At 62.2% G+C, this 20,923-nt stretch carries 24 protein-coding genes; 8 read left to right on the forward strand and 16 right to left on the reverse strand.

The annotated features are described in order from the left end of the window. Positions 1-4 precede the first annotated feature (4 nt). The 4 genes from ACFOGH_RS12190 (at position 5) to ACFOGH_RS12205 (ending at position 3,624) form a co-directional block, all read left to right on the forward strand. Positions 5-730 (forward strand): 16S rRNA (uracil(1498)-N(3))-methyltransferase, encoded by a 726-nt coding sequence (locus tag ACFOGH_RS12190; RefSeq protein WP_380073343.1) that lies wholly within the window; start codon positions 5-7, stop codon positions 728-730. After that, positions 727-1,563: a GNAT family N-acetyltransferase gene (locus ACFOGH_RS12195; protein WP_380073344.1), complete on the forward strand. Its 837-nt coding sequence runs from the start codon at positions 727-729 to the stop codon at positions 1,561-1,563. The genes ACFOGH_RS12190 and ACFOGH_RS12195 overlap by 4 nt, the downstream gene beginning before the upstream one ends. After that, positions 1,560-2,132: a hypothetical protein gene (locus ACFOGH_RS12200; RefSeq protein ID WP_380073345.1), complete on the forward strand. Its 573-nt coding sequence runs from the start codon at positions 1,560-1,562 to the stop codon at positions 2,130-2,132. The genes ACFOGH_RS12195 and ACFOGH_RS12200 overlap by 4 nt, the downstream gene beginning before the upstream one ends. A 148-nt stretch (positions 2,133-2,280) precedes the next feature. Then, a complete protein-coding gene (locus ACFOGH_RS12205; RefSeq protein WP_380073346.1) occupies positions 2,281-3,624 on the forward strand; it encodes a glutamate--cysteine ligase in 1,344 nt (447 codons plus the stop codon). Between the two features lie 87 nt (positions 3,625-3,711). Here ACFOGH_RS12205 and ACFOGH_RS12210 read toward each other — a convergent pair whose 3' ends face one another. The 5 genes from ACFOGH_RS12210 to ACFOGH_RS12230 form a co-directional block, all read right to left on the reverse strand. Then, on the reverse strand, positions 3,712-4,032 hold the full coding sequence (locus ACFOGH_RS12210; RefSeq protein WP_380073347.1) for a hypothetical protein: 321 nt from the start codon (positions 4,030-4,032) through the stop codon (positions 3,712-3,714). Next, on the reverse strand, positions 3,978-4,430 hold the full coding sequence (locus ACFOGH_RS12215; protein WP_380073348.1) for a hypothetical protein: 453 nt from the start codon (positions 4,428-4,430) through the stop codon (positions 3,978-3,980). The genes ACFOGH_RS12210 and ACFOGH_RS12215 overlap by 55 nt, the downstream gene beginning before the upstream one ends. Continuing rightward, positions 4,427-5,035: a glycerol-3-phosphate 1-O-acyltransferase PlsY gene (gene plsY / locus ACFOGH_RS12220; RefSeq protein WP_380073349.1), complete on the reverse strand. Its 609-nt coding sequence runs from the start codon at positions 5,033-5,035 to the stop codon at positions 4,427-4,429. Before plsY ends, ACFOGH_RS12215 begins: the two co-directional genes overlap by 4 nt. Before the next feature lie 3 nt (positions 5,036-5,038). Continuing rightward, complete coding sequence (pyrC, locus tag ACFOGH_RS12225; protein ID WP_380073350.1) at positions 5,039-6,304, reverse strand: dihydroorotase; 1,266 nt, start codon at positions 6,302-6,304, stop codon at positions 5,039-5,041. A 198-nt stretch (positions 6,305-6,502) separates the two neighbouring features. Next, complete coding sequence (locus ACFOGH_RS12230; RefSeq protein ID WP_380073351.1) at positions 6,503-7,465, reverse strand: aspartate carbamoyltransferase catalytic subunit; 963 nt, start codon at positions 7,463-7,465, stop codon at positions 6,503-6,505. A 107-nt stretch (positions 7,466-7,572) separates the two neighbouring features. On the opposite strand from ACFOGH_RS12230, the gene ACFOGH_RS12235 reads away from it, so the two are divergent. Further along, the gene (locus ACFOGH_RS12235; RefSeq protein ID WP_380073352.1) at positions 7,573-8,388 is read left to right on the forward strand and encodes a uracil-DNA glycosylase; all 816 of its coding nucleotides are present in this window, start codon (positions 7,573-7,575) and stop codon (positions 8,386-8,388) included. A 46-nt stretch (positions 8,389-8,434) separates the two neighbouring features. Here the strand turns inward: ACFOGH_RS12235 and ACFOGH_RS12240 are convergent, their stop codons facing one another. After that, the gene (locus ACFOGH_RS12240) at positions 8,435-9,241 is read right to left on the reverse strand and encodes a protein-disulfide reductase DsbD domain-containing protein (RefSeq protein WP_380073353.1); all 807 of its coding nucleotides are present in this window, start codon (positions 9,239-9,241) and stop codon (positions 8,435-8,437) included. A 126-nt stretch (positions 9,242-9,367) separates the two neighbouring features. Between ACFOGH_RS12240 and ACFOGH_RS12245 the strand changes: the two genes are divergently transcribed. After that, positions 9,368-9,922, forward strand: a complete 555-nt coding sequence (locus ACFOGH_RS12245; RefSeq protein ID WP_380074001.1) for a YqgE/AlgH family protein — start codon at positions 9,368-9,370, stop codon at positions 9,920-9,922. 45 nt (positions 9,923-9,967) lie between these two features. Here the strand turns inward: ACFOGH_RS12245 and ccoS are convergent, their stop codons facing one another. The 5 genes from ccoS to ACFOGH_RS12270 form a co-directional block, all read right to left on the reverse strand. Next, on the reverse strand, positions 9,968-10,126 hold the full coding sequence (gene ccoS / locus ACFOGH_RS12250) for a cbb3-type cytochrome oxidase assembly protein CcoS (protein ID WP_380073354.1): 159 nt from the start codon (positions 10,124-10,126) through the stop codon (positions 9,968-9,970). Further along, positions 10,126-12,312, reverse strand: coding sequence for a heavy metal translocating P-type ATPase (locus tag ACFOGH_RS12255; RefSeq protein ID WP_380073355.1), 2,187 nt, complete (start codon positions 12,310-12,312; stop codon positions 10,126-10,128). Before ACFOGH_RS12255 ends, ccoS begins: the two co-directional genes overlap by 1 nt. Before the next feature lie 3 nt (positions 12,313-12,315). Further along, a complete protein-coding gene (locus tag ACFOGH_RS12260; RefSeq protein ID WP_380073356.1) occupies positions 12,316-12,789 on the reverse strand; it encodes a FixH family protein in 474 nt (157 codons plus the stop codon). A gap of 1 nt (position 12,790) precedes the next feature. Next, positions 12,791-14,224 (reverse strand): cytochrome c oxidase accessory protein CcoG, encoded by a 1,434-nt coding sequence (gene ccoG / locus ACFOGH_RS12265; RefSeq protein ID WP_380073357.1) that lies wholly within the window; start codon positions 14,222-14,224, stop codon positions 12,791-12,793. A 91-nt stretch (positions 14,225-14,315) separates the two neighbouring features. After that, positions 14,316-15,194, reverse strand: coding sequence for a LysR family transcriptional regulator (locus ACFOGH_RS12270; RefSeq protein WP_380073358.1), 879 nt, complete (start codon positions 15,192-15,194; stop codon positions 14,316-14,318). A gap of 113 nt (positions 15,195-15,307) precedes the next feature. Here ACFOGH_RS12270 and ACFOGH_RS12275 point away from each other — a divergent pair, with 113 nt between their 5' ends. Next, positions 15,308-15,481 (forward strand): hypothetical protein, encoded by a 174-nt coding sequence (locus ACFOGH_RS12275; RefSeq protein WP_380073359.1) that lies wholly within the window; start codon positions 15,308-15,310, stop codon positions 15,479-15,481. Between the two features lie 64 nt (positions 15,482-15,545). On the opposite strand, the gene ccoP is transcribed toward ACFOGH_RS12275, so the two are convergent. From ccoP to ccoN, 4 genes are read right to left on the reverse strand one after another with little or no spacing between them, the layout of a single operon-like run. After that, positions 15,546-16,424: a cytochrome-c oxidase, cbb3-type subunit III gene (ccoP, locus tag ACFOGH_RS12280; RefSeq protein WP_380073360.1), complete on the reverse strand. Its 879-nt coding sequence runs from the start codon at positions 16,422-16,424 to the stop codon at positions 15,546-15,548. 3 nt (positions 16,425-16,427) lie between these two features. Beyond that, entirely contained in the window at positions 16,428-16,619 is a 192-nt protein-coding gene (locus ACFOGH_RS12285) for a cbb3-type cytochrome c oxidase subunit 3 (protein ID WP_380073361.1), read from the reverse strand. A 9-nt stretch (positions 16,620-16,628) separates the two neighbouring features. Beyond that, complete coding sequence (gene ccoO / locus ACFOGH_RS12290) at positions 16,629-17,354, reverse strand: cytochrome-c oxidase, cbb3-type subunit II (RefSeq protein WP_380073362.1); 726 nt, start codon at positions 17,352-17,354, stop codon at positions 16,629-16,631. A gap of 9 nt (positions 17,355-17,363) precedes the next feature. After that, positions 17,364-18,971, reverse strand: coding sequence for a cytochrome-c oxidase, cbb3-type subunit I (gene ccoN / locus ACFOGH_RS12295; protein ID WP_380073363.1), 1,608 nt, complete (start codon positions 18,969-18,971; stop codon positions 17,364-17,366). Between the two features lie 243 nt (positions 18,972-19,214). Between ccoN and ACFOGH_RS12300 the strand changes: the two genes are divergently transcribed. Beyond that, positions 19,215-20,063, forward strand: coding sequence for a universal stress protein (locus ACFOGH_RS12300; RefSeq protein ID WP_380073364.1), 849 nt, complete (start codon positions 19,215-19,217; stop codon positions 20,061-20,063). Positions 20,064-20,121: 58 nt separating this feature from the next. Here the strand turns inward: ACFOGH_RS12300 and ACFOGH_RS12305 are convergent, their stop codons facing one another. Next, positions 20,122-20,880: a DUF1013 domain-containing protein gene (locus tag ACFOGH_RS12305; RefSeq protein ID WP_380073365.1), complete on the reverse strand. Its 759-nt coding sequence runs from the start codon at positions 20,878-20,880 to the stop codon at positions 20,122-20,124. Positions 20,881-20,923 lie beyond the last annotated feature (43 nt).

Here is a 20,923-nt window from a genome sequence, read left to right on the forward strand (position 1 = left end):
CAGCATGACAGATGCAAAAATCCGCCTCTATGTAGATCAGCCCTTGGGCGCGGGGCAAGCCGTGGCGGTCAATGCCGATAAGGCGCATTATCTTTTCAACGTGATGCGGCTCGCCCGTGGCGCTGCGGTAGCCCTATTTAACGGCCGCGATGGCGAATGGCGTGCCGAAGTCGCCGAGGCTGGCAAGCGCGGCGGCATCCTGATCTGCGCGGCCCAAACCGCCCCGCTGCGCCTGCCGCCCGATCTGTGGCTGGCCTTTGCGCCGATCAAAAAGGCCCGCACCGATTTCATCGTCGAAAAGGCAACCGAGTTGGGGGCCGCCCGCATCATCCCGGTGCAAACCCGCCACACCAATGCCGAGCGTATCCGCCAAGACCGCCTGCAGGCCCACGCGCTCGAGGCTGCCGAGCAATGCGGCGCCACTTCCGTGCCCGAAGTCTGCGATCTGACCAGCCTTGAAAAGTTCCTCACCAGCCTCGAACCCGACCGCCAACTTCTGTGGTGTGACGAGGCGATGGTGGGCCAAGCCCCCGCCCTTTCCGGCCCGCGTGGCGGCAAATGGGCGATCCTGATCGGCCCCGAAGGCGGCTTTTCGACGGATGAACAGCAACGCCTGCGCAAGCTGCCGCAAATCCGCCCCACAGCACTTGGCCCCCGCATCCTGCGCGCCGATACCGCCGCCGTTGCCGCCCTCACCCTCTGGCAGGCCGCCTTGGGCGATTGGGCATGACACCCGCCCGCTTTCGCAAAGCCACCCAGCACGACGCTCCGGGCCTATTGCAGTTTCTGGCACGGCACGAGGCTTTGTCGATGTTTCCGATGAACAATCTGTTGGGCCATGGCCTCAGAACCGAAAGTTTTCTGTTTCAAAGCGGCACTCAGATCACCGGCTATCTGGGTCTCACCGCAGATCACAACCTGATGCCGCAGGCCCCCGACGCCGATTGGTCACTGGTGCGCCCATGGCTGGCAGATCGCGCCATCGCAGGCCTGATCGGGCCGCCCGAACAGTGCAAAGCCCTGCAACATGCCCTTGGCCTTGATGACGCCCCGCTGCGGATGCACGCCATCGAGCCCGGCTTTTCCCTTGATCTCGCCGATCTGCGCCTGCCGCCTGTCGATGGCTTTCGCATTACCCCCCTCAGCGCCGATCTGGCCGTGGCGATCCAATGGCGCGCCGCTGCATTGGTCGAGACCATGGGCTTCGCGCCGCAAGATGCCCCACTGATCGCCCACGATCAGGTGCAGCGCTGGCAGGCCGAAGGGCGTCACCGCCTGCTGTGGCAGGGCAACCGGCCCGTCTCCCTTGCCGGGTTCAACGCGCAGACGACGCAAACCGTGCAGATCGGCGGCGTCTACACCCCGCCCGCCCTGCGCAACTTGGGCCACGCCCGCCGCGCCGTTTCGATGATCCTCGCTGAAGCGCAGCAGACAGGCATCAAACGCGCGGTGCTGTTTGCCGCCAATGATGCCGCCGCCCGCGCCTATCTCGCCATCGGATTCCGCCCCAGCCACAGCTTCGCGCTGATCCTGTTCACCGAACCCCAGAAGGTCGCAGCATGATCCGCCCCGAATTTATCGCCCTGATCCGCCGCTTTTCCGAGGTGCTGTGCGCCATCGCAGCCTTCGGCGTTGGCCTCTGGCTGATCCTGCTGGGTGGCTATCTGCTTACCCCGGTCGGCACCGCCATTGCCGCCTTTGGCATCGCGTGGGGCATCCTCGCCCTGCGCCGGCTGCGTTTCGTGCAAACCATCGACTCGCCGGGGGTTGTCGAGGTGGATGAAGGCCAGATCGGCTATCTTGGCCCGCAAAGCGGCGGCTATGTCGCCATCCCCGAACTGGTGGAACTGCGCCTGTTGTCCTTGCGCGGCAGGCGCGTCTGGCGGCTGAAACAGGCTGATGGGCAGGCCTTGCTGATCCCGGTCGACGCCAGCGGGGCCGACAAATTGTTCGACGCATTTGCCAGCCTGCCCGGTATGAACACGCTGGCGCTGGTCAATGCGCTTGCCCCAAGCCTCTCCACCGGCAGCACAGCCCTCAGCCTTGCGGCCACCACGCAAACCATCTGGCACCGCAAGACCGCAGCCGCCCTTCCGGGGCAGGATCGGCCGGATTTGCCGGAAAATGCTTAACAATTCCTGAACGAAAATTTTCAACCCATTGATCTTAAACACATATCACTTTGGTCCCAACTCGGGACCATGCACGCCCACCCTTGACTTGTCCGCGCCGCCGCTTCACCTGTTGCATCCTGAAATTTCCAACCGAAAGAGCGTGCCCATGTCGATTCCTCAGTCCGGCGGCGGCCCCATCGAAAACTTCGCCCAACTGGCCGAATTGCTGGATTCCGGCAGCAAGCCCAAATCCGAATGGCGCATCGGGACCGAGCATGAAAAGTTCGGCTGGCTGACCGACACGCGCGCGCCGCTGCCCTACGCGGGCGACCGCTCGATCTCGGCCCTGTTCGCCGGCCTGCAAAGCTTTGGCTGGACCCCAGTTTCCGAGGGCGACAACATCATCGGCATGACCCGCCGCGGCGCAAATATCAGCCTTGAACCCGGCGGCCAGTTTGAACTTTCCGGTGCCCCGTTGGAAAACCTGCACCAAGGTGCCGAGGAGCTGCAAAACCACCTCGACGAGGTCCGCAGCATCGCCGACCCGCTCGGGATCAAATTCATGGGGATCGGCGCAGCACCCGAATGGTCGTCCGAAACCATGCCCGTGATGCCGAAAGGCCGCTACCGACTGATGACCGATTACATGGGCCGTGTCGGCACCCACGGCACCCAGATGATGTATCGCACCTGCACGGTGCAGGTGAACCTCGACTATGCGTCCGAGGTGGACATGGTCAAGAAACTCCGCGTCGCCCTCGCCCTGCAACCCGTTGCCACCGCCCTGTTCGCCTCCAGCCCGTTCTTTGATGGCAAACCGAACGGCCACAAATCCTGGCGCAGCCGGATCTGGCGCGGTCTGGATAACGCCCGCACCGGCATGCTGCCCTTCGCCTTCGACCAAGGCTTCGGCTTTCAGCAATATGTCGATTGGGTCTTGGACGCCCCGATGTATTTCGTCTACCGCGACGGCAAATACATCAACGCCTTGGGCCAATCGTTCCGCGATTTCCTGAATGGCAAACTCCCCGCCCTGCCCGGCGAAAAGCCCACGCTTTCGGATTGGGCCGACCACATGACCACGGTGTTCCCCGAAGCCCGCGTCAAGAAATACATCGAAATGCGCGGCGCAGATTGTGGCGACCAAGCCCATATCGACGCGCTGCCCGCCTTCTGGGTCGGCCTGATGTATGATGATGCAGCGCTGGATGCCGCATGGGATCTGGTGAAAGGCTTCGATGCCGATACCCGCGAGGGTCTGCGCATCAATGCCTCGGTCAGCGCCCTGCAAGCCGAGGCGAATGGCGTCAAACTCCTTGACCTCGCCCGCGCCGCCGTCGGCCTGTCACACGCAGGCCTCGCCGCCCGTGGTCTGGACGAACAACGCTATCTCGCGCCGTTGGTGCAAAACCTTGCCACCGAGAAAACCCAAGCCGACCGCTGGCTTGACCTTTACAACGGCGCTTGGGGCAAAAACCTGACGCCGATTTACGAGGCAAGCAGCCTTTAGCCTTCGTCTTGGCCTAAATACTCCCGCCGGAGGCATCCGGCATTGACCTCAGAAGCCTCCGGCGGGGATATTTTAGGACAGATGAAATCAAGGCGCGGCTCCAAGCACCCGCACGCCCAGAACAAAATCCCGCACCTTCGCCTCTGCCATTTCGCAGGGTTTCAGCAGATCGCCGGATGCCAGATGATACAAGTTCAGGCTGACAAACTCAGTCCCGCTCAATGGGCGCGCATAAAATTTCACGCTACGGCCATGGGTGTAGGTGGTTTTCTCCATCCGCCAGCGCTGGCCCTGATAGATCCCCTGGCTGTAGCCCTCGGGTATCTGCCCCAGCGCCTGCGCGAAGCCGTCCACTATTCGCTGGCAGCCGGACGCACCGACATGAACGCCTTGTTGAAATCGCTCCACACCAGCGCCTCGATGCAGGAATCTGCTCCGGCGCCGCCGCATTCGCCGCCGTTCAGCCACAAAAGCAGCACCGGCGCCTTGTTCCACTCGATCACTTTCCACTCTTGCGCAAAGTAATCCAGCCGCTTGCCCGCCACGATCAGCGACAGTTGCGAGCCACCCGTGCCGCCCCAATAGCTGGCCGAGGTCGAGCAGGTGAATTTTGCCGCATCCACCACCTGTTCAGGCTTGCCATCGCCGGTCAGGTCAACATCGGTGATCGTGCCAACCGGGGCATCGAACACACCGTCATCAAGGCTGGCACAATCTGCCTTCGCTTCGGACAGGATTTTCTCGACCGTATCTTCGGCCAAAGCCGGGCCTGCGAACAAGCAAAGCGCAAGTGCCAGCCGGATCATTTCTTCGCGCCGATCTTTGGCTCGGTGCCCGCCTTCAGCCGCTGCAAATTCGGCCAGTGCTTGATGTAAATCAGCACCGTCAGGATCAGCACCAAAAGCAGCATATGGCCCTCGTTCAGCACAAAGCACCACAGACCGGACAGCGCCGCCGCCATCAGTGCCGCCAGCGAGGAAATCCGCCAGATCGCCGCCGACACCGCCCAAGTCGCACAAGCCGCCAGCCCGACCGGCCAAGCCAAGGCCAGCAGCGTGCCAAGGAAGGTCGCTACCCCCTTGCCGCCCTTGAAGCCCAGCCAGACCGGGAACAGATGCCCCAGAAACGCAGCCGCCGCCGCCAGTTGCGCTGCATCCTCGCCCACCGCATAGCGCGCGATCAGCACCGCAATGCCGCCTTTCGCCGCATCGAGGATCAGCGTCGCCAATGCAGCGCCCTTGTTCCCCGTTCGCAGCACATTGGTGGCCCCGATATTGCCCGAGCCGATGCTACGCAGATCGCCCAAGCCCATGGCCCGCGTGATCACCACGCCAAAGGGCACCGACCCCAGCAGGTAGGCCAGCACAGCCACCAGCCCCAACAGCATTGGCGAGGATGTAATCTCTGGCATCATTTACCCCTGATAAACCGCTTGGCCCGCAACATAAGTTGCCAGCACCTTACCCTCCATCCGGCAGCCGTCAAACGGCGTGTTCTTGGATTTGGAGTGCAATTTGAACCGATCCAACAGATAGGGCGCATAGGGGTCGAACAGCACAAGGTCAGCCGGTGCGCCCACCGCCAGCCGCCCCTGCGGCAGGCCAAGTCGTTTGGCCGGGTTCAGCGCCAGCGCTGCAAACAGCGTTGGCAGATCCAACTGCCCGGCGTGATAGAGGCGCAAGGCCGCGGGCAGCAGCGTCTCCAGCCCCACCGCCCCGGATGCGGCTTCCTCGAACGGCAGGCGCTTGGATTCCTCATCCGCTGGGGTGTGGAAGCTGCCGATCATGTCGATCAACCCTTCCGCCACCGCCTGCACCATGGCCATACGGTCTTCTTCCGAGCGCAGCGGCGGGGTGAATTTGAAGAAGGTGCGATAATCGCCCACGTCAATCTCGTTCAGCGTCAGATGGTGGATGCTGACCCCTGCAGTCACATCAAAGCCGTTGGCCTTGGCCCTTTCCAACGCAGGCAAACTGCGCGCCGTGGTGATCTGATCGACGTGGTAGCGGATCCCGGTCATCTCGACGAGGCCCAGATCACGGTCCAACCCGATCCGCTCGGCCATCGCCGACACACCGGGCAGACCGCGCAGGCTTGCGAACTTGCCGCTGGTCGCCGCTGCCCCCGCCGACAGACCCGGCTCTTGCGGATGGCCGATCACCAAGGCTCCCAAGGACCGCGCATAGGTGAAGGCCCGCGACAGCGCCTTGGTATCGGTCGAAACCTTGAACACATCGGTGAATGCCACCGCCCCCGCATCCAGCATGAAGCCGATCTCGACCATCTCATGCCCAGCGCGGGCCTTTGTCAGCGCCGCCATGTGCAGGATACGCACCCGTGCCTCTGCGGCGCGGCGGGTCACGAACTCCAGCGTCTCGGGCGTGTCGATGGCGGGCGTGGTGTCGGGCCGCACCACCATCGTGGTGATCCCCCCCGCCGAGGCCGCAAGCCCCGCCGAGCGGAATGACTCCTTATGCCGCTCTCCGGGTTCGCCAATTTTGACGCCGATATCAACGATTCCGGGTGCCAGACAATGCCCGCCGCAATCCAGTTCGGTTGACCCGGCGGGAGCGTCAGCATCCACCGCCACGATCACGCCATTGTCGATGGTCAAAGAGCCGATCTCATCGGTGCCAGCTTCGGGGTTGATCAAGCGGGCGTTGGTGAAGTGGAGGGTCATTTAGCGCCCCTCGCACGGCAGCGCTTATCCCACTGAACTTGATCACCATTTGAAGACGAAGAATTCGTAACCATCGTCATGCCCCTCACCCCGCCATCCAGACAAACGCCACCGTGAACAGCGCCAGAAACACCAGCACGCCCGTCGCCACCATGCCGCTCATCCGGGCATCGGACCATTTCTTCTTGGGGCCATCGCTCATACCATCGTCCCCACAGCCGCCCGCCCCCGCTCGGCCCGCAGATTGCGCGCGAGCAGGTCCATGCAGGCCATCCGTACCGCCACGCCCATCTCCACCTGATCCTGAATGACCGAGCGGTTGATGTCATCGGCCAGTTCGCCGTCAATCTCGACGCCGCGGTTCATCGGCCCCGGATGCATCACAATCGCATCCGGCTTGGCGAAGGACAGCTTCTCGGCGTCCAACCCGTAGCGGTGGTAATACTCGCGCTCGGATGGAATAAACCCGCCGTCCATACGTTCCTTCTGCAAACGCAGCATCATCACCACATCCGCGCCCTCAAGCCCCTTGCGCATGTCGTCATAAAGCTCGCAGCCGAAATGCTCGACACCCGCAGGCATCAGCGTCGGCGGTGCGATCAACCGCAGCCGGTTTTCCATCTTCCCCAACAAGATCAGATTGCTGCGCGCCACGCGCGAATGCGCAATATCGCCGCAAATCGCAATCGTCAGCCGCTGAATACGCCCCTTCGCCCGCCGGATGGTCAACGCATCCAGCAAGGCCTGCGTCGGATGCTCATGCCGCCCATCGCCCGCATTCAGCACCGCGCAATTCACCTTGCTGGCCAGCAGATTGACCGCTCCCGACGCACCGTGGCGGACCACCAGCAAATCCGGGTGCATCGCGTTCAGCGTCATCGCGGTGTCAATCAGCGTCTCGCCCTTCTTCACGGATGAGGCCGCCACCGACATGTTCATCACATCCGCGCCCAGCCGCTTGCCCGCCAACTCAAAGCTGGCCTGCGTCCGGGTCGAGTTCTCGAAGAACATGTTGATCTGGGTCAGCCCCGCCAAAGCATCCGAAGATTTCACCGTGCGCCGGTTCAGATCGACATAACGATCCGCCAGATCCAGAATTGTGGTGATTTCGTGTGGCGAAAGTTGCTCGATCCCAAGCAGGTGGCGGGCGCGAAAGCTCATCGGCATCTCCGTCGGCGGTTTAACGGCTTATAGGAAGCCCCGCCCGCCCCGGCAAGGCCCGCCCATCATATCTTGCCGCACCGCGCCATCCACCCTAGTTTGCCCGCATGGGAATCGCTGATGACATCGCGGGCGACTGGCACGCCGCTTTGGCCGCATTGGCGTGGCAGGTCGAGCTTGGCCTGACCGATATTTCCGCGGAAGCCCCGCTGGATCGCTATGATCTGCCCGAACCAATAAAGCCACCGCCCGCAGCGCCGCCCGTCGTCGCCCCCAAAGCACCGCTTCCACCGCCCCCCGAACCCGCAGCGCCCAATCCCGATTCCGCCATCCTCGCCGCCCGCGATGCCGCCAACCGAGCCGCCACGCTGGAAGATCTGCGCGAAGCACTTGCGGCCTACGAACATTGTGACCTGAAGAAAGGCGCGCGCAATCTGGTGTTTGCAGATGGCAACCCCAAGGCCCGCGTGCTGATCCTCGGCGAAGCGCCGGGTGTCGAGGAAGACCGCGAAGGCCGCCCCTTTGTCGGTCGCGCCGGGCAACTGCTCGATAAAATGTTCGCGGCCATCGGCCTCGCGCGCACCGCACCCGATCCCGCCGCCGCAGTCTATATCTTCAACACGATGCCCTGGCGGCCCCCGCAAAACCGCGATCCCTCGCCGCAGGAAATCGCCATGATGCGACCGTTTGTCGAACGCCATATCGCGCTGGTGGACCCAGATGTGATCGTGCTGATGGGCAACACACCGCTGCAAACCGTGATGCAGACCAAGGGCATACTACGCCTGCGCGGCATCTGGGCCGAGGCTTTAGGCAAACACGTGCTGCCGATGACCCATCCCGCCTATCTGCTGCGCAACCCCGCCGCAAAGCGTGAGGCTTGGGCCGACCTGCTATCACTGCAAGAAAAGCTGCGCGGCTAAGGTCATCCTCTGTGCAAAAGTATCCCCGCCGGAGGCACCCACAGCTTCACGGTGCCGGACAGCCCGCGATTTCGACCGACCCACCTGCCCCGAGCACCGTCACCACCACGCCCGAGCGGTCCAGCGCAAAGGGCGCACCGCTGCTGGCCACCAGTTCGGCGCTGGCGGTCAGACGCCCGCCTGACCGCGCACTTTCCGCCTCCCCCACCCAAACGCTGGGATCGGCAGTTTCAAACACCACCGTCTCGGCCCCGCGCTGCGGCAAATCCAGCACGGCCGTCAGCCGCAAGCCATCGGCAATCGGGGCCACTTCGCAGGAAATCGCGCGCAAGCCCGCCATCTTGCCGCCGACAGGCTGCGCGTTCAGCGCCGCCTTGATCGCGGCATCCGGCCCGCCCTTGTCCAGCACAGCCGACAACTGCACCGCCGCCGGCATACAGATCTGATTGCACACGCCCAGATCAACCCCGGCCCGCAACTCCACCGGCTTTGACGGATCGCGCGGCACCACTTCTATCGGCAGAACCACACCGTCATGATAGCCGATGGTTTGCATGCCATTGGTGTGAAACACCACCGGGCTCGGCCAATACACCTTGACCGATTTCACATTCACCGACCCTGTCCAGTTGAACAACGGCGGAATCCCGGCCTCGCCCGGACTGCGCCAATAGGTTTTCCACTGTGGCGCCAGTTGCAACCGCAACCCGGCCATGTGGTGCCCATTCGGCATCTGCCAGCCCGGTAGCAGATCGGCCACCAAGACATCATCCTGCGTGGTAGCATGGCCCATACTGGCTGCGCACAGCCCAGCGCTGGCTAGAAACACGGCGGTGGTGAGGGTTTTCAACATGGCCCTGTCATAAGCAAAGCCGCGCCGTCAGGAAAATCACGTTCCGGCGAGAGCCTTGTAACCATCCGCCGTTTTGCCCATCTTGAGGTGACACAAAAGCGGGGCAGCACGATGGAGGGCAGCACGATGGATCTGTGCGGAAAACTCTTGGTCGCCATGCCCGGCATGGGCGATGCGCGGTTTGAACACGCGGTCATTCTGGTCTGCGCCCACACGCCCGAAGGTGCGATGGGCCTGATCATCAACAAGACCCTGCCGGATATGTCTTTTGCGGGCCTGCTTGAGCATCTGAACATTCCTTTGGGCGATGAAAGCCGCAAGATTGCCGTGCATTTTGGCGGCCCGGTAGAGCGTGGCCGTGGCTTTGTGCTGCACAGCCCCGATTACACCGGCGGCCCCGCCACGCTGCGCATCGAAGGCGGCTATGGAATGACGGCAACGCTTGATGTGCTGGAAGCGCTCGCCCAAGGCCTTGGCCCCGACAAGGCCTTGCTGGCACTGGGTTATTCCGGCTGGGGTCCGGGCCAGCTCGAGGCCGAAATCACCCGCAACGACTGGCTGACGGTCGAGCCCACCGAGGCGCTGATCTTTGCCGAAAACAACGCCGCCAAATGGGCCAGCGCGTTGCGGGTGATGGGGATCGAGCCGCTGACCCTTTCGGCCACCGCCGGACGGGCCTGATTTTGCAGCACAGCGCTACGTAACCGATTTTCGTGCCGAATTCGCTTACGGCTTTGGATGATCGTCCCAGTCCTTCATCAAAATCCGGCTGGCATCGCCCGACGGATCATCAAACTGCTTGGTTTTCATCGCCCAGATGAAGGCCAGCAGGCCAATGCCCCCCAGAATCAACGATACCGGAATCAGGATCGTCAGGATCTCCATCACTTCAACCTCATCGCATTCAGCGACACCGTAATCGACGACAAAGACATCGCCAAGGCCGCCGCCAAAGGCGTTGCAGCCCCGATCAACGCCAGCGGCACCGCGATCACATTGTAAGCCGCCGAAATCCCGAAATTCTCAACCATCCGCCGCGTTGCCTGACGCGCTATTCGGGTTGCATCGCCAATCGGCGCCATATCCTGCCCCAGCAGCACGATGTCCGAAGCCGTCCGCGCCGCATCCAGCGCCGTCGCCGGTGAGATGCTGACATGCGCAGCCGCCAAGGCCGCCGTGTCGTTCAGCCCGTCGCCCACCATCAGCACCCGCCGCCCCTCTGCCGTCAGATCCCGCACCAGCGCCACTTTTTCGGCGGGCAGCGCCCCCGCCACCCAATCGGAAATCCCCAGCCGCGCAGCCATGGCCTGCACCGCACCCGGCACATCGCCTGAGATCAGCTTGATCCGCATCCCCTGCGACATAAGCTGCTCAATCGCAGCCACGGCCCCCGGACGCAAACTATCGGCAAAGGCAAAGGCCTGCGTCTGCGCGCCAACGCGCAGATAAGTCGCCGTCACCTCCAGCGGAGCAACGTCGCACCAATCTGCACGGCCCAAGCGCACCGCCTGCCCCTGCCAATACCCCTCAACACCATATCCCGGCACCTCGCGCAGATGGGCGATCGCCTCTGCTGCCAGTCCCTGCGCCCGCACCGCCGCAGCCAAAGCCTGCGCCAGCGGATGTGATGAGCCAGCCGCCAACCCCGCCGCCACCTGCAACGCCCATTCAGGATGCGCCGCCCCATCCACCAATTCCGGCGCGCCCATCGTCAGCGTGCCGGTCTTGTCGAACACCACGGTATCCACCTGCGCCAGCCGCTCCAGCGCCGTGCCATGTTTGATCAGCAGCCCCTTGCGAAACAGCTTGCCGCTTGCCGCCGTCACTACGGCAGGCACCGCCAATCCCAAGGCACAGGGGCAGGTGATGATCAGCACCGCCGCCGAGATATTGATCGCAAAGCGCAAATCCCCGCCCGTCGCCCACATCCAATAACCAAAGGCGCTGAACGACAGGATATGCACCAAGGGCGAATAAAACCGCGCCGCGCGTTCAGCCAGCGTCGTGTATTTCGTTTTGGCACTTTCCGCCACCGCCACCAGATCAGCCATCCGGTGCAGGCTAGAATCGCGCCCCGCCGCCGTCACCCGCACCTCCAGCGGCCCGGTCAGATTGACCTCACCCGCCGCCACAACCGTCCCCGGCCCCACGAACACCGGCAGGCTTTCCCCGGTGAGCAGGCTGCGATCCACCTCAGATGCGCCTGCCTCTACCACGCCATCCACCGGCATCCGGCCACCCGGACGCACCCGCACCAGATCACCAACGGCCACTTCCGAGATCACCCGCACCACCTCGGCGCCATCCAGCAGCACCATGGCCCGAGGCACCTCAAGCGCCGCCAATTCCTCGGCAGCCGAGCGTGCAACTGCGCGCGTGCGATGGTCCAGATACCGCCCCAGCAGCAGGAAAAAGCACAGCATCACCGCCGCATCGAAATAGGCGTGATGCCCGGATTTGATCGTCTCGAACAACGAAATCGACGAAGCCAGCACCAAGGCCAGCGAGATAGGAAAATCCATCCCAAGCCGCCCAACCTTCACCCCCGCCCAAGCCGAGCGGAAAAACGGCTGGCCACAGAAAATCACCGTCGGCACCGCAATCGCCGCCGAAATCCAGTGGAACATGTCGCGCGTGGCACCTTCTGCCCCCGACCACACCGCCACCGACAGCAGCATCACGTTCATCATCGAGAAAAACGCGACACCCAACCGCATCAGCAACTCGCGGCCCTGACGATCTGTCTCGGTGGCGCTCAGCAAGCCCGCATCCAGCTCGTGCGCCTCATAGCCCACGCCTGCCAGCACCCCGATCAAAGCCTCGGCTGTCACCTCTGCATCCGCATCCACCGACACCCGCTTCATCGTCAGATTGACCCGCGACGACGCCACTCCCGGCACCGCCGCCAGCGCGCCTTCAACTGTCGAGATACAAGCCGCGCAATGCGCCGCAGGCAGCGACAGCATCAGCCGTCCCTTGGCCGCCACCTGCGCCTGAGCCGCTGCCATTGGTGCCACCACACAGGCCGGACAAGCCGCCATTCCGCCGTGTTCAACCTCGACCAGTGCCATGGCCTAGCCCTTCACAAACAGATTCAGCCGTTGCTGGAACAGCACGCCATCGCCCGAATGGGCGGTGACATGCAGCATCCATTTGCCGGTATGCAGCGCCACTTTCGCCACATAGACCCCGCCTTCATAGATGAATTGCGGCGTGGAATCCTCGCGTGCCTCGGTTACGCGGCCCAGCAGCACCTGCAAACCCTCAACCACCACCGGCTTGCCCGCCTTGTCGGCGAAGGCCAGCACCAGCTCGTCCTTCGCGCCATCGTATTGCGGCGCCACCGTCCAGCCCAAAGCCTCTTGCGCTTTGCGATCCGCGTCAAAGGTCTGGCTGGCGACGTAGGAGTTTTCCACCTCCAGCCCCGGAAACGTGCTGATCGCCTTATAGGCCATCACCAGATTGACCGCAATGATCACGCCAAACGCCGCCACGGTAAACGCCAGCACATGCCAGCCCTTGATTTCGCGCACGCCTGCTTCGGCCATCTTATTCACCCTTTCCGTTGAACACGGTGTCATGATGCACCCGATCATTGCTTGGCACGGCTTCGGTGCCAAGATCCTGTATCCACAGCCGCAGATCGGTGCGTGCAGCCTCAGCGCCCAACGAATGCGCAGGGGCAGTCACGAACAGGCGCTGGGTTTTGGTCGCATTGGCAGGCACCAGCACCTTCAACCCCGGCTCGCCATCCAGCGTCAGCAAGAACCCGGCATCAGAGGTCGCGGCAAAGGTGAACCAGCGGTCCTCGCCATGCTTGTTGCGCAGCCGCAATTCATAGGTGTTGCGGATAGAGCCATCCGACAGCGTCACAAACATCGGATTGCGCACCGGAGTCACACTGACATCAATCGACGCCCGCAGGAACAGCGCCACCACCAGCGCTATACCGATCCCCGCCCATAGCACGGTATACATCACCGTGCGCGGCCGGAACACATGCGCCCAGACCGATTTCGGAGGTTGCCCCGCGCGTTCACGGGTTTCATCCGTCAGGGCCATATAGCTGATCAGGTTCAACGGCTTGCCGATCTTCGCCATCGTGTCATTGCAGGCGTCAATGCACAGACCGCAAGTGATGCAAGCCATCTGCTGCCCGTTGCGAATATCAATCCCCATCGGGCAGACGTTGACGCAAGCCATACAGTCGATGCAATCGCCGTTACCTTCGACGCTCGCCTTGCCGCGCGGCTCGCCCCGCCAGTCGCGATAGCCGATGGTCAGCGTGTCCTCATCCACCATCGCCGCCTGAATCCGCGGCCACGGGCAGGCATAGATGCAAATCTGTTCGCGCGCGAAGCCGCCAAAGAAAAACGTCGTCGCTGTCAGAATAGCCATGGTGATATAGGCCACCGGGTGCGCGGTGCCGTGGATCAAGTTTTGCAGCAGTGTCGGCGCATCAGTAAAATAGAACACCCAAGCCCCGCCGGTGGCGAGGCCGATCAGCAGCCAGACCGTCCATTTCACCGCCCGCTTGCGCAGCTTTTCGATGTTCCAGCTTTGCCGATGCAGCCGCAGCCGCGCGTTGCGGTCGCCTTCAACCCAGCGTTCCACCAGAATGAACAGATCGGTCCACACCGTTTGCGGGCAGGCATAGCCACACCAGACCCGCCCTGCGGCGCTGGTGAACAAGAACAGCCCCAGCCCCGCCATGATCAACAGCCCCGCGACGAAATAGAACTCGTAGGGCCATATCTCGATCATGAAGAAGAAAAACCGCCGGTTGGCGATATCGACCAACACTGCCTGATCCGGCAGGCTTGGCCCGCGATCCCAGCGCAGCCACGGCGTTATGTAATAGATCCCCAGCATCGCCCCCATCAGCCACCATTTCAGCGTGCGAAAGGTGCCTTTGACCCGGCGCGGAAAAATCGGTTCGCGTGCGGCGTAAAGGCTGGGTGGTGGGGAATCGGTATGGGTCACGGAAGTCTCCGGTGGCTAAGGCTGCCCCTCTATGCGCCCCGTCGCCCTGCCGGACTTTGACATGAATCAATTCCGCATCCGAAATACAGCTTCACCCTGCGACCGTTTGTCCACGCCCGCTGGCCGCTTGCTTCAGCAGCCAATCGCAAAACACCTGCAACGCTGGGCGCAAAATTCCCGGTCGCGTCACCAGAAAATAGCCCTCGCGGCCATGATCTTCGTGCAGCAGCCGCAAGCGCCCGGCGTTCAGATCGGCCTGCATGAACGCGCGCACCGATATCGCCACCCCTTGCCCATCCCGCGCCGCATCCAGCAATAGCGTGCCCGGCATCGACGTCATCCCCGCCCCCATCGCCCGCTGAAGCCCGTGCTTCTCCAGAAACGCCGTCGCCTCGGATGTGCCCAACTCCTGCAACCACGGCAGTTTCGCCAGATCAGCCAAGGTCGAGGCCGCACCCTCGGGCACCAGCTTGGGCGAAGCCACCACCACCACGCCCGAGCGCAGCACCAACTTTGACACCAGCCCAGGCCATCCGCCATTGCCATAGCGGATGCCCAGATCAGCTTCACGCCCGATGTCGCGGCTTTCCGCGGTGGGGTCGATCACCAGATCAATTCCCGGATGCTTGGCTCGAAAATCCGCTAGCCGCGGCAGCAGCCATCCGCCCGCAAAAGTCGAGGTCGTGGTGATCCGCAAGACGCGTGCGGCATCGGCCCCGGCTAGATCGTTAATCGTGGTGGCAATCGCGGCAAAGCTGCCTTGCAACACCTCTGCCAAACGCCGCCCCTCCGCCGTCAGCCCCAACCGCCGCCCACCTCGTTCGACCAGAGCAAAGCCCAGATGCGCCTCTAACGCCCGGATTTGCTGGCTGATCGCCGCATGAGTCACGCCAATCCGCGCCCCGGCCTCCTCGACCCCGCCAGCTTCGGCAAGGGCCGAAAATGCCCGCAACGCCGATAGTGGGGGCATGTGTCGCTAGTCAATCATGAAAGTAAACCTTACATGGAAAAATGGTTGCTGCGTGGAATCATATGCCACTCTGGGCGATATTCATCACATCAAGCAACCGATACGAGGCCACCATGTTAGGAATTCTTGCTGCCGCCTTTGGCGTCGCCACCCGCACCGATCACCCCAGCGCCCCGCAAACCGACCGCCGCACCAGCCGCGAGAAACTGGTCGCGCAACGGCGGTGGGAGGATGAATATTTCTGGCAGGGCCGCAGCGGCACCCCCGGCGACGGGCCACGCCGCTGATCGTCCCACAAGACAAAGCCGCCCCCGGCGCGCACCGGGGGCGGCTTTTCTGGGTTTAGTGCAGTTACTCGCCGCCACCAAGGCTATGCACATAGGTTGCAACAGCCCGGATTTCATCTTCTGACAGCTTGCCACCCCAGGCCGGCATCACGCCATAGCGGGCCTTCGTGACAGTCTCGGTCAGGGTCGCCGCATCGCCGCCATACAGCCAGATCGCATCTGTCAGGTTCGGCGCGCCGAACTCGCGGTTGCCCTTGCCATCCTCACCATGACAGCCAACGCAGTTCTCGGCGAACACCGCAGCCCCCGCTGATGCCTGCGTCGCATCATGATCCTGCCCCGAGATTTGCAGCACATACTGCACCACATCGGCGATCTGCGGTTTTTCTAGGATGCCATCCACCCCGAAGGCTGGCATCTGCGACAACCGCGCATCTTCATCGGTGGTGTTGCGGATACCATGGGTGATTGTGGTGTGGATCGCGTTCATGTCGCCGCCCCACAGCCAGTCATTGTCGAGCAGGTTCGGATAGCCCTTACCCTGCACCCCGGCTGCACCCGAGCCATGGCATTGCGCGCAGTTGTTCTTGAACACCGAAGCCCCAGCCGAGACCGCAAAGGTCTTCAACTCGTCATTGCCCGGAATGCTGGCCAGATCAGCCGCCACCAACTTGGCCTTGATCGGTGCATTGGCATCGTCAAACCGCTTGATATCGGCCTCAACCTCGGTCCGTTGGTTCGATCCGATCACCCCTTGGGTATGCCCGGTCAGCAACGGCCAGGCCGGATAGGCGATGGTGTAACCAATCCCCCAGATGATTGTCAGATACAAAACCCACACCCACCAGCGCGGCATCGGGTTGTCAAATTCCTGAATCCCGTCCCAGACATGGCCGGTTGTCGGCACCTCACGCGGGGTTTGCTTTACTTGCTTGGCGCACATGTCTCACGCCTCCTCGGTTTGCGGCGCAGGTGCCGCCGGTTTCTGATCATGGCGGAAGATCGAATTCGCAATATCCTCATGGGTTTGCCGCGATCCGGGCCGCCAGGCCCAGACGAACACCCCCAGAAAGAACACGGTCAGGAACAACAGCACCCAACTGTCGGCGAATTCGCGCAAGAGACTATAAAGTTCCATCGCGTCCCCCTAGCGTTTCGGGTCGGGAATGAAGGTCGAGAAATCGACCATCGTGCCCAACACCTGCAAATAGGCCACCAGCGCATCCATCTCGGTCAGTTGCGGCTGGCCATCGAAATTGGCCACCGTCACCTTGCCATAGCGCGCCTCGATCCCCGTGGTATCGGCGTTCGGGTCGGCTTGTGCGGCAAAGTCGGCTTTGGCATTGGCCATATCTTCGTCAGAGTAAGGCACACCCACCAGCCGATGCGTCGCCATGATGTCGCCGATGTATTTGCCATCAATTTCAGCATCCATCAGGAAGCTGTACTTCGGCATCACCGATTCCGGCACCACCGCCTGCGGGTCCATCAGGTGATCGACATGCCAGGCATCCGAGTATTTGCCGCCCACCCGTGCCAGATCCGGCCCGGTGCGCTTGCTGCCCCATTGAAACGGATGATCATACATCGACTCGGCAGCCAAAGAATAATGACCATAACGCTCTACCTCGTCGCGCATCGGGCGGATCATCTGGCTGTGGCAGTTGTAGCAGCCCTCGCGGATGTAGATATCCCGCCCCGCCAGTTCCAGCGGCGTGTAGGGGCGCACCCCTTCCACCTTTTCAATGGTGTTCTGCAGATAGAACAGCGGTGCGATTTCCACGATGCCACCAATGGTCACAACCAACAGGCTGAGAACCATCAGCAGGGTCGCATGGGTTTCGATTGCTTTGTGTTTGTCCAGAAAAGCCATCTCAGCCTCCTATTCCGCCGGGACGAAGTTATTGGCGTTCACCGGGGCTTTGGCGGGCTGTGCGCGCACCGTCATCCACAGGTTATATGCCATGATCAGCCCGCCGGTCAGATACATCAGACCACCCGTGCCACGCACCACATACATCGGGAACTTGGCAGCCACGGTGTCGGCGAAAGCATTGACCAGGAAGCCATTGGCATCGACTTCGCGCCACATCAGGCCTTCCATGATCCCCGTCACCCACATCGCCGAGGCGTAGAGAATGATGCCAATCGTGGCGAGCCAGAAGTGCCAGGACACCAGCTTGAGGCTGTAAAGCCCATCGCGGTTCCACAGACGCGGCGTCAGGAAGTAAAGCGCGCCAAAGGTGATCATGCCGTTCCAGCCCAAAGCGCCGGAATGCACGTGGCCAATCGTCCAGTCGGTATAGTGCGACAGGCTGTTGACCGCCTTGATCGACATCATCGGGCCTTCAAAGGTCGACATGCCGTAGAAGCCGATCGAGATCACCATCATCCGAATGATCGGATCGGTGCGCAGCTTGTCCCATGCCCCCGACAGCGTCATCAGGCCGTTGATCATGCCGCCCCAGCTTGGCATCCACAGGATGATCGAGAACACCATCCCCAAGGTGCCGGCCCATTCGGGCAAGGCGGTGTAGTGCAAGTGGTGCGGACCAGCCCAGATATACAGGAAAATCAGCGCCCAGAAGTGGATGATCGACAGCTTGTAGCTATAGACCGGACGCTCGGCTTGTTTCGGCACGAAGTAATACATCATGCCGAGGAAACCTGCGGTCAGGAAGAAGCCCACAGCGTTGTGGCCATACCACCACTGCGTCATCGCATCCTGCACACCCGAGAACACCGGCACCGATTGCGACGACAGGATAGAAACCGGCACCGCCATGTTGTTGACCAGATGCAGCATAGCCACGGTGATGATCATCGACAGCAAGAACCAGTTGGCAACGTAGATATGCGGCTCGCGGCGGTTCCACAGCGTGCCCATGAACACCAGCAGGAACGCCACCCAGACCACGGTGATCCAGATGTCGATATACCAGACCGTTTCGGCATATTCCTTGCCCTGTGTGCCCCCCGTGACATACGAGGTCGCCGCCAGCACGATCATCAACTGCCAGCCCCAGAACACGAACCAACCCAGATTGCCGCCCCACAACCGGGTGCCGCAGGTGCGCTGGACGATGTAGAACGCGCTCATGATCAGGGCATTACCGCCAAAGGCGAAGATCACCGCAGAGGTGTGAAGTGGGCGCAGACGGCCAAAGTTCAGCACGCCATCGGTGATATTGCCCAGGTTCAGCTGCGGAAACGCCAGTTGAAAGGCGATGACCACACCCACCAGAAACCCCACGACACCCCAGAAAGTTGTCGCGATCACCCCGGCGCGCACCACGCCGTCCATATATTCATTTGCCGGATGCACCCGCACCTCGCCCACATGCCGGATCTCCCACACAAAGGTGATGGAAGCGGCCAGCATGACGACGATTGCGTTCACCATATACGGCAGATCATGCGCGAAATTGGCCCCGATCGCGGCCAATACCGCGATCGTGCCAAGCACGATCAGTTTCACGTAATCCCACATTTTGCGTCCCTTCGACTTTGGTCCGGTCCGCAGCTTTGTCGGGTTCACAGAATTCGACTCGGGCCACGGCCAACGCTTTTGACTGACCCGCTTCTGGCAGTCGGGGCGGCCGTGGGCCTTGATCCATGTCAACCAGTCCCCATCTAAAACGGATCAAGGCCAAGCTTGATCAAGGTCAAGGCGGGGCATCGAACCGCAAGGCACAGTTGCACCGCGACACCACCCAAACAGGGAGACCGTGCAATGGACTACAAAACGATTCTGACCGTGCTGAGCAATCCTGCCGACGCAGCTCTTGCGATCAGCGCCGCCGCGCGTATGGCGCGGGCGCAGGATGCCCATCTCGATGTGCTGGTCCTGGGCGTCGATCGCACGCAGATGGGCTATTCCTATATTGGCACCGGCGCTGTGCTGATGCAGGTGGGCATCGACCGCGCCGAAGCGGATGCCAAGGCGCTGGAAGCCACCGCGCGCGCCGCCCTTGCCGCCGAAGGCCCCGATCTGCGTTATGGGGTGGAGACCGTGATCACCCAACTGGGTGCGTTGACCGATCTTGTCGCCAGCCGTGCCCGATTTGCCGATCTGGTCATCCAGCCCCGCCCCTATGGCGCCGAGTCGGGCGCCGATTCCGAAGCAGTGGTCGAGGCCGCCCTGTTTGACGGCAAAGCCCCGGTTCTGGTGTTGCCCGCCAATGGCTTGGGGCCGAACATCCAGCCCAAACGCATTGTGCTGGCATGGAACCAAAGTACCGAGGCGATGACTGCCGCCCGCCGTGCGCTGCCGTTCCTGAAAGCCGCCGACAGCGTCAACATCACGGTGATCGACCCGCCGACCCAAGGCGAAGAACGCTCGGATCCCGGCGGCATGCTGTGCCAACTGCTGACCCGCCACGGCGTTCATGCCGAGGTTTCGGTGCTGGCCCGCACCCTGCCGCAAACCTGCGATGTGCTGATGCGCCACGCCACCGACCAGAACGCTGATATGCTGGTGATGGGTGCTTACGGCCATTCGCGCCTGCGCGAGGCGATCCTTGGCGGCACCACCCGCTATATGCTGGAACGCACCGCGATCCCGCTGCTGATGGCGCACTGATCCACAAAACAAAACCCCGGCCGCTGGGCCGGGGTTTGCATTTCACCTGATCAGACGATCAGCGACGGATATCGTCGTCCTCGTCCTCATCGTCATCATCGCCATGCGGCAGGTTGAAGAAGCTGTCGGCATCCGAGAAATCGGCAGGCTTTTCTTCCTGCTCTTCACGGGTGAACTGCGCCAGACCCGCACCCAAAGCCGAGGGCATTTTCGCCTCGGTATCCATGCCCAAAGACTGCTCGGTCGACACCAGCTTGCGCCGCTCGTCATCCGACATCACGCCGCCCTCAGCCGCTTTCTTGCGCACTGCGGCCTGCACTGCGGTATCCAGCTCGGATTGCTTGCACAGCCCCAGCGCAACCGGGTCAATCGCGGTGATGTTGTTGATGTTCCAATGCGTCCGCTCGCGAATTGCAGCAATCGTCGGCTTGGTGGTGCCGACCAGTTTGCCAATCGCGCCGTCCGACAATTCCGGGTGGAATTTCACCAGCCACAGGATCGACGCCGGGCGGTCCTGACGCTTGGACAGCGGGGTATAACGCGGTCCACGGCGCTTTTCTTCGCCCACAGCCGAGGCGTTGAACTTCAGCTTCAGCTTATACAGCGGGTCTTTCTGGCCGCGCTCGATCTCGATCGCATCCAGTTGGTTGTTGGCGACCGGATCGAATCCCTTCACCCCGGTTGCCACATCGCCGTCGGCAATGCCCTGCACTTCCAATTCATGCATCCCGCAGAACTCTGCCACTTGGCGGAAGGTCAGCGTGGTGTTGTCCACCAGCCAGACGGCGGTCGCTTTGGACATCAAAGGCTTCGACATCGGAAATCCTTTCGCATCTGCCCACCCAAGGTGGGACTTTACA

Source organism: Cypionkella sinensis, assembly GCF_042646385.1.
GTDB lineage: Bacteria > Pseudomonadota > Alphaproteobacteria > Rhodobacterales > Rhodobacteraceae > Cypionkella > Cypionkella sinensis.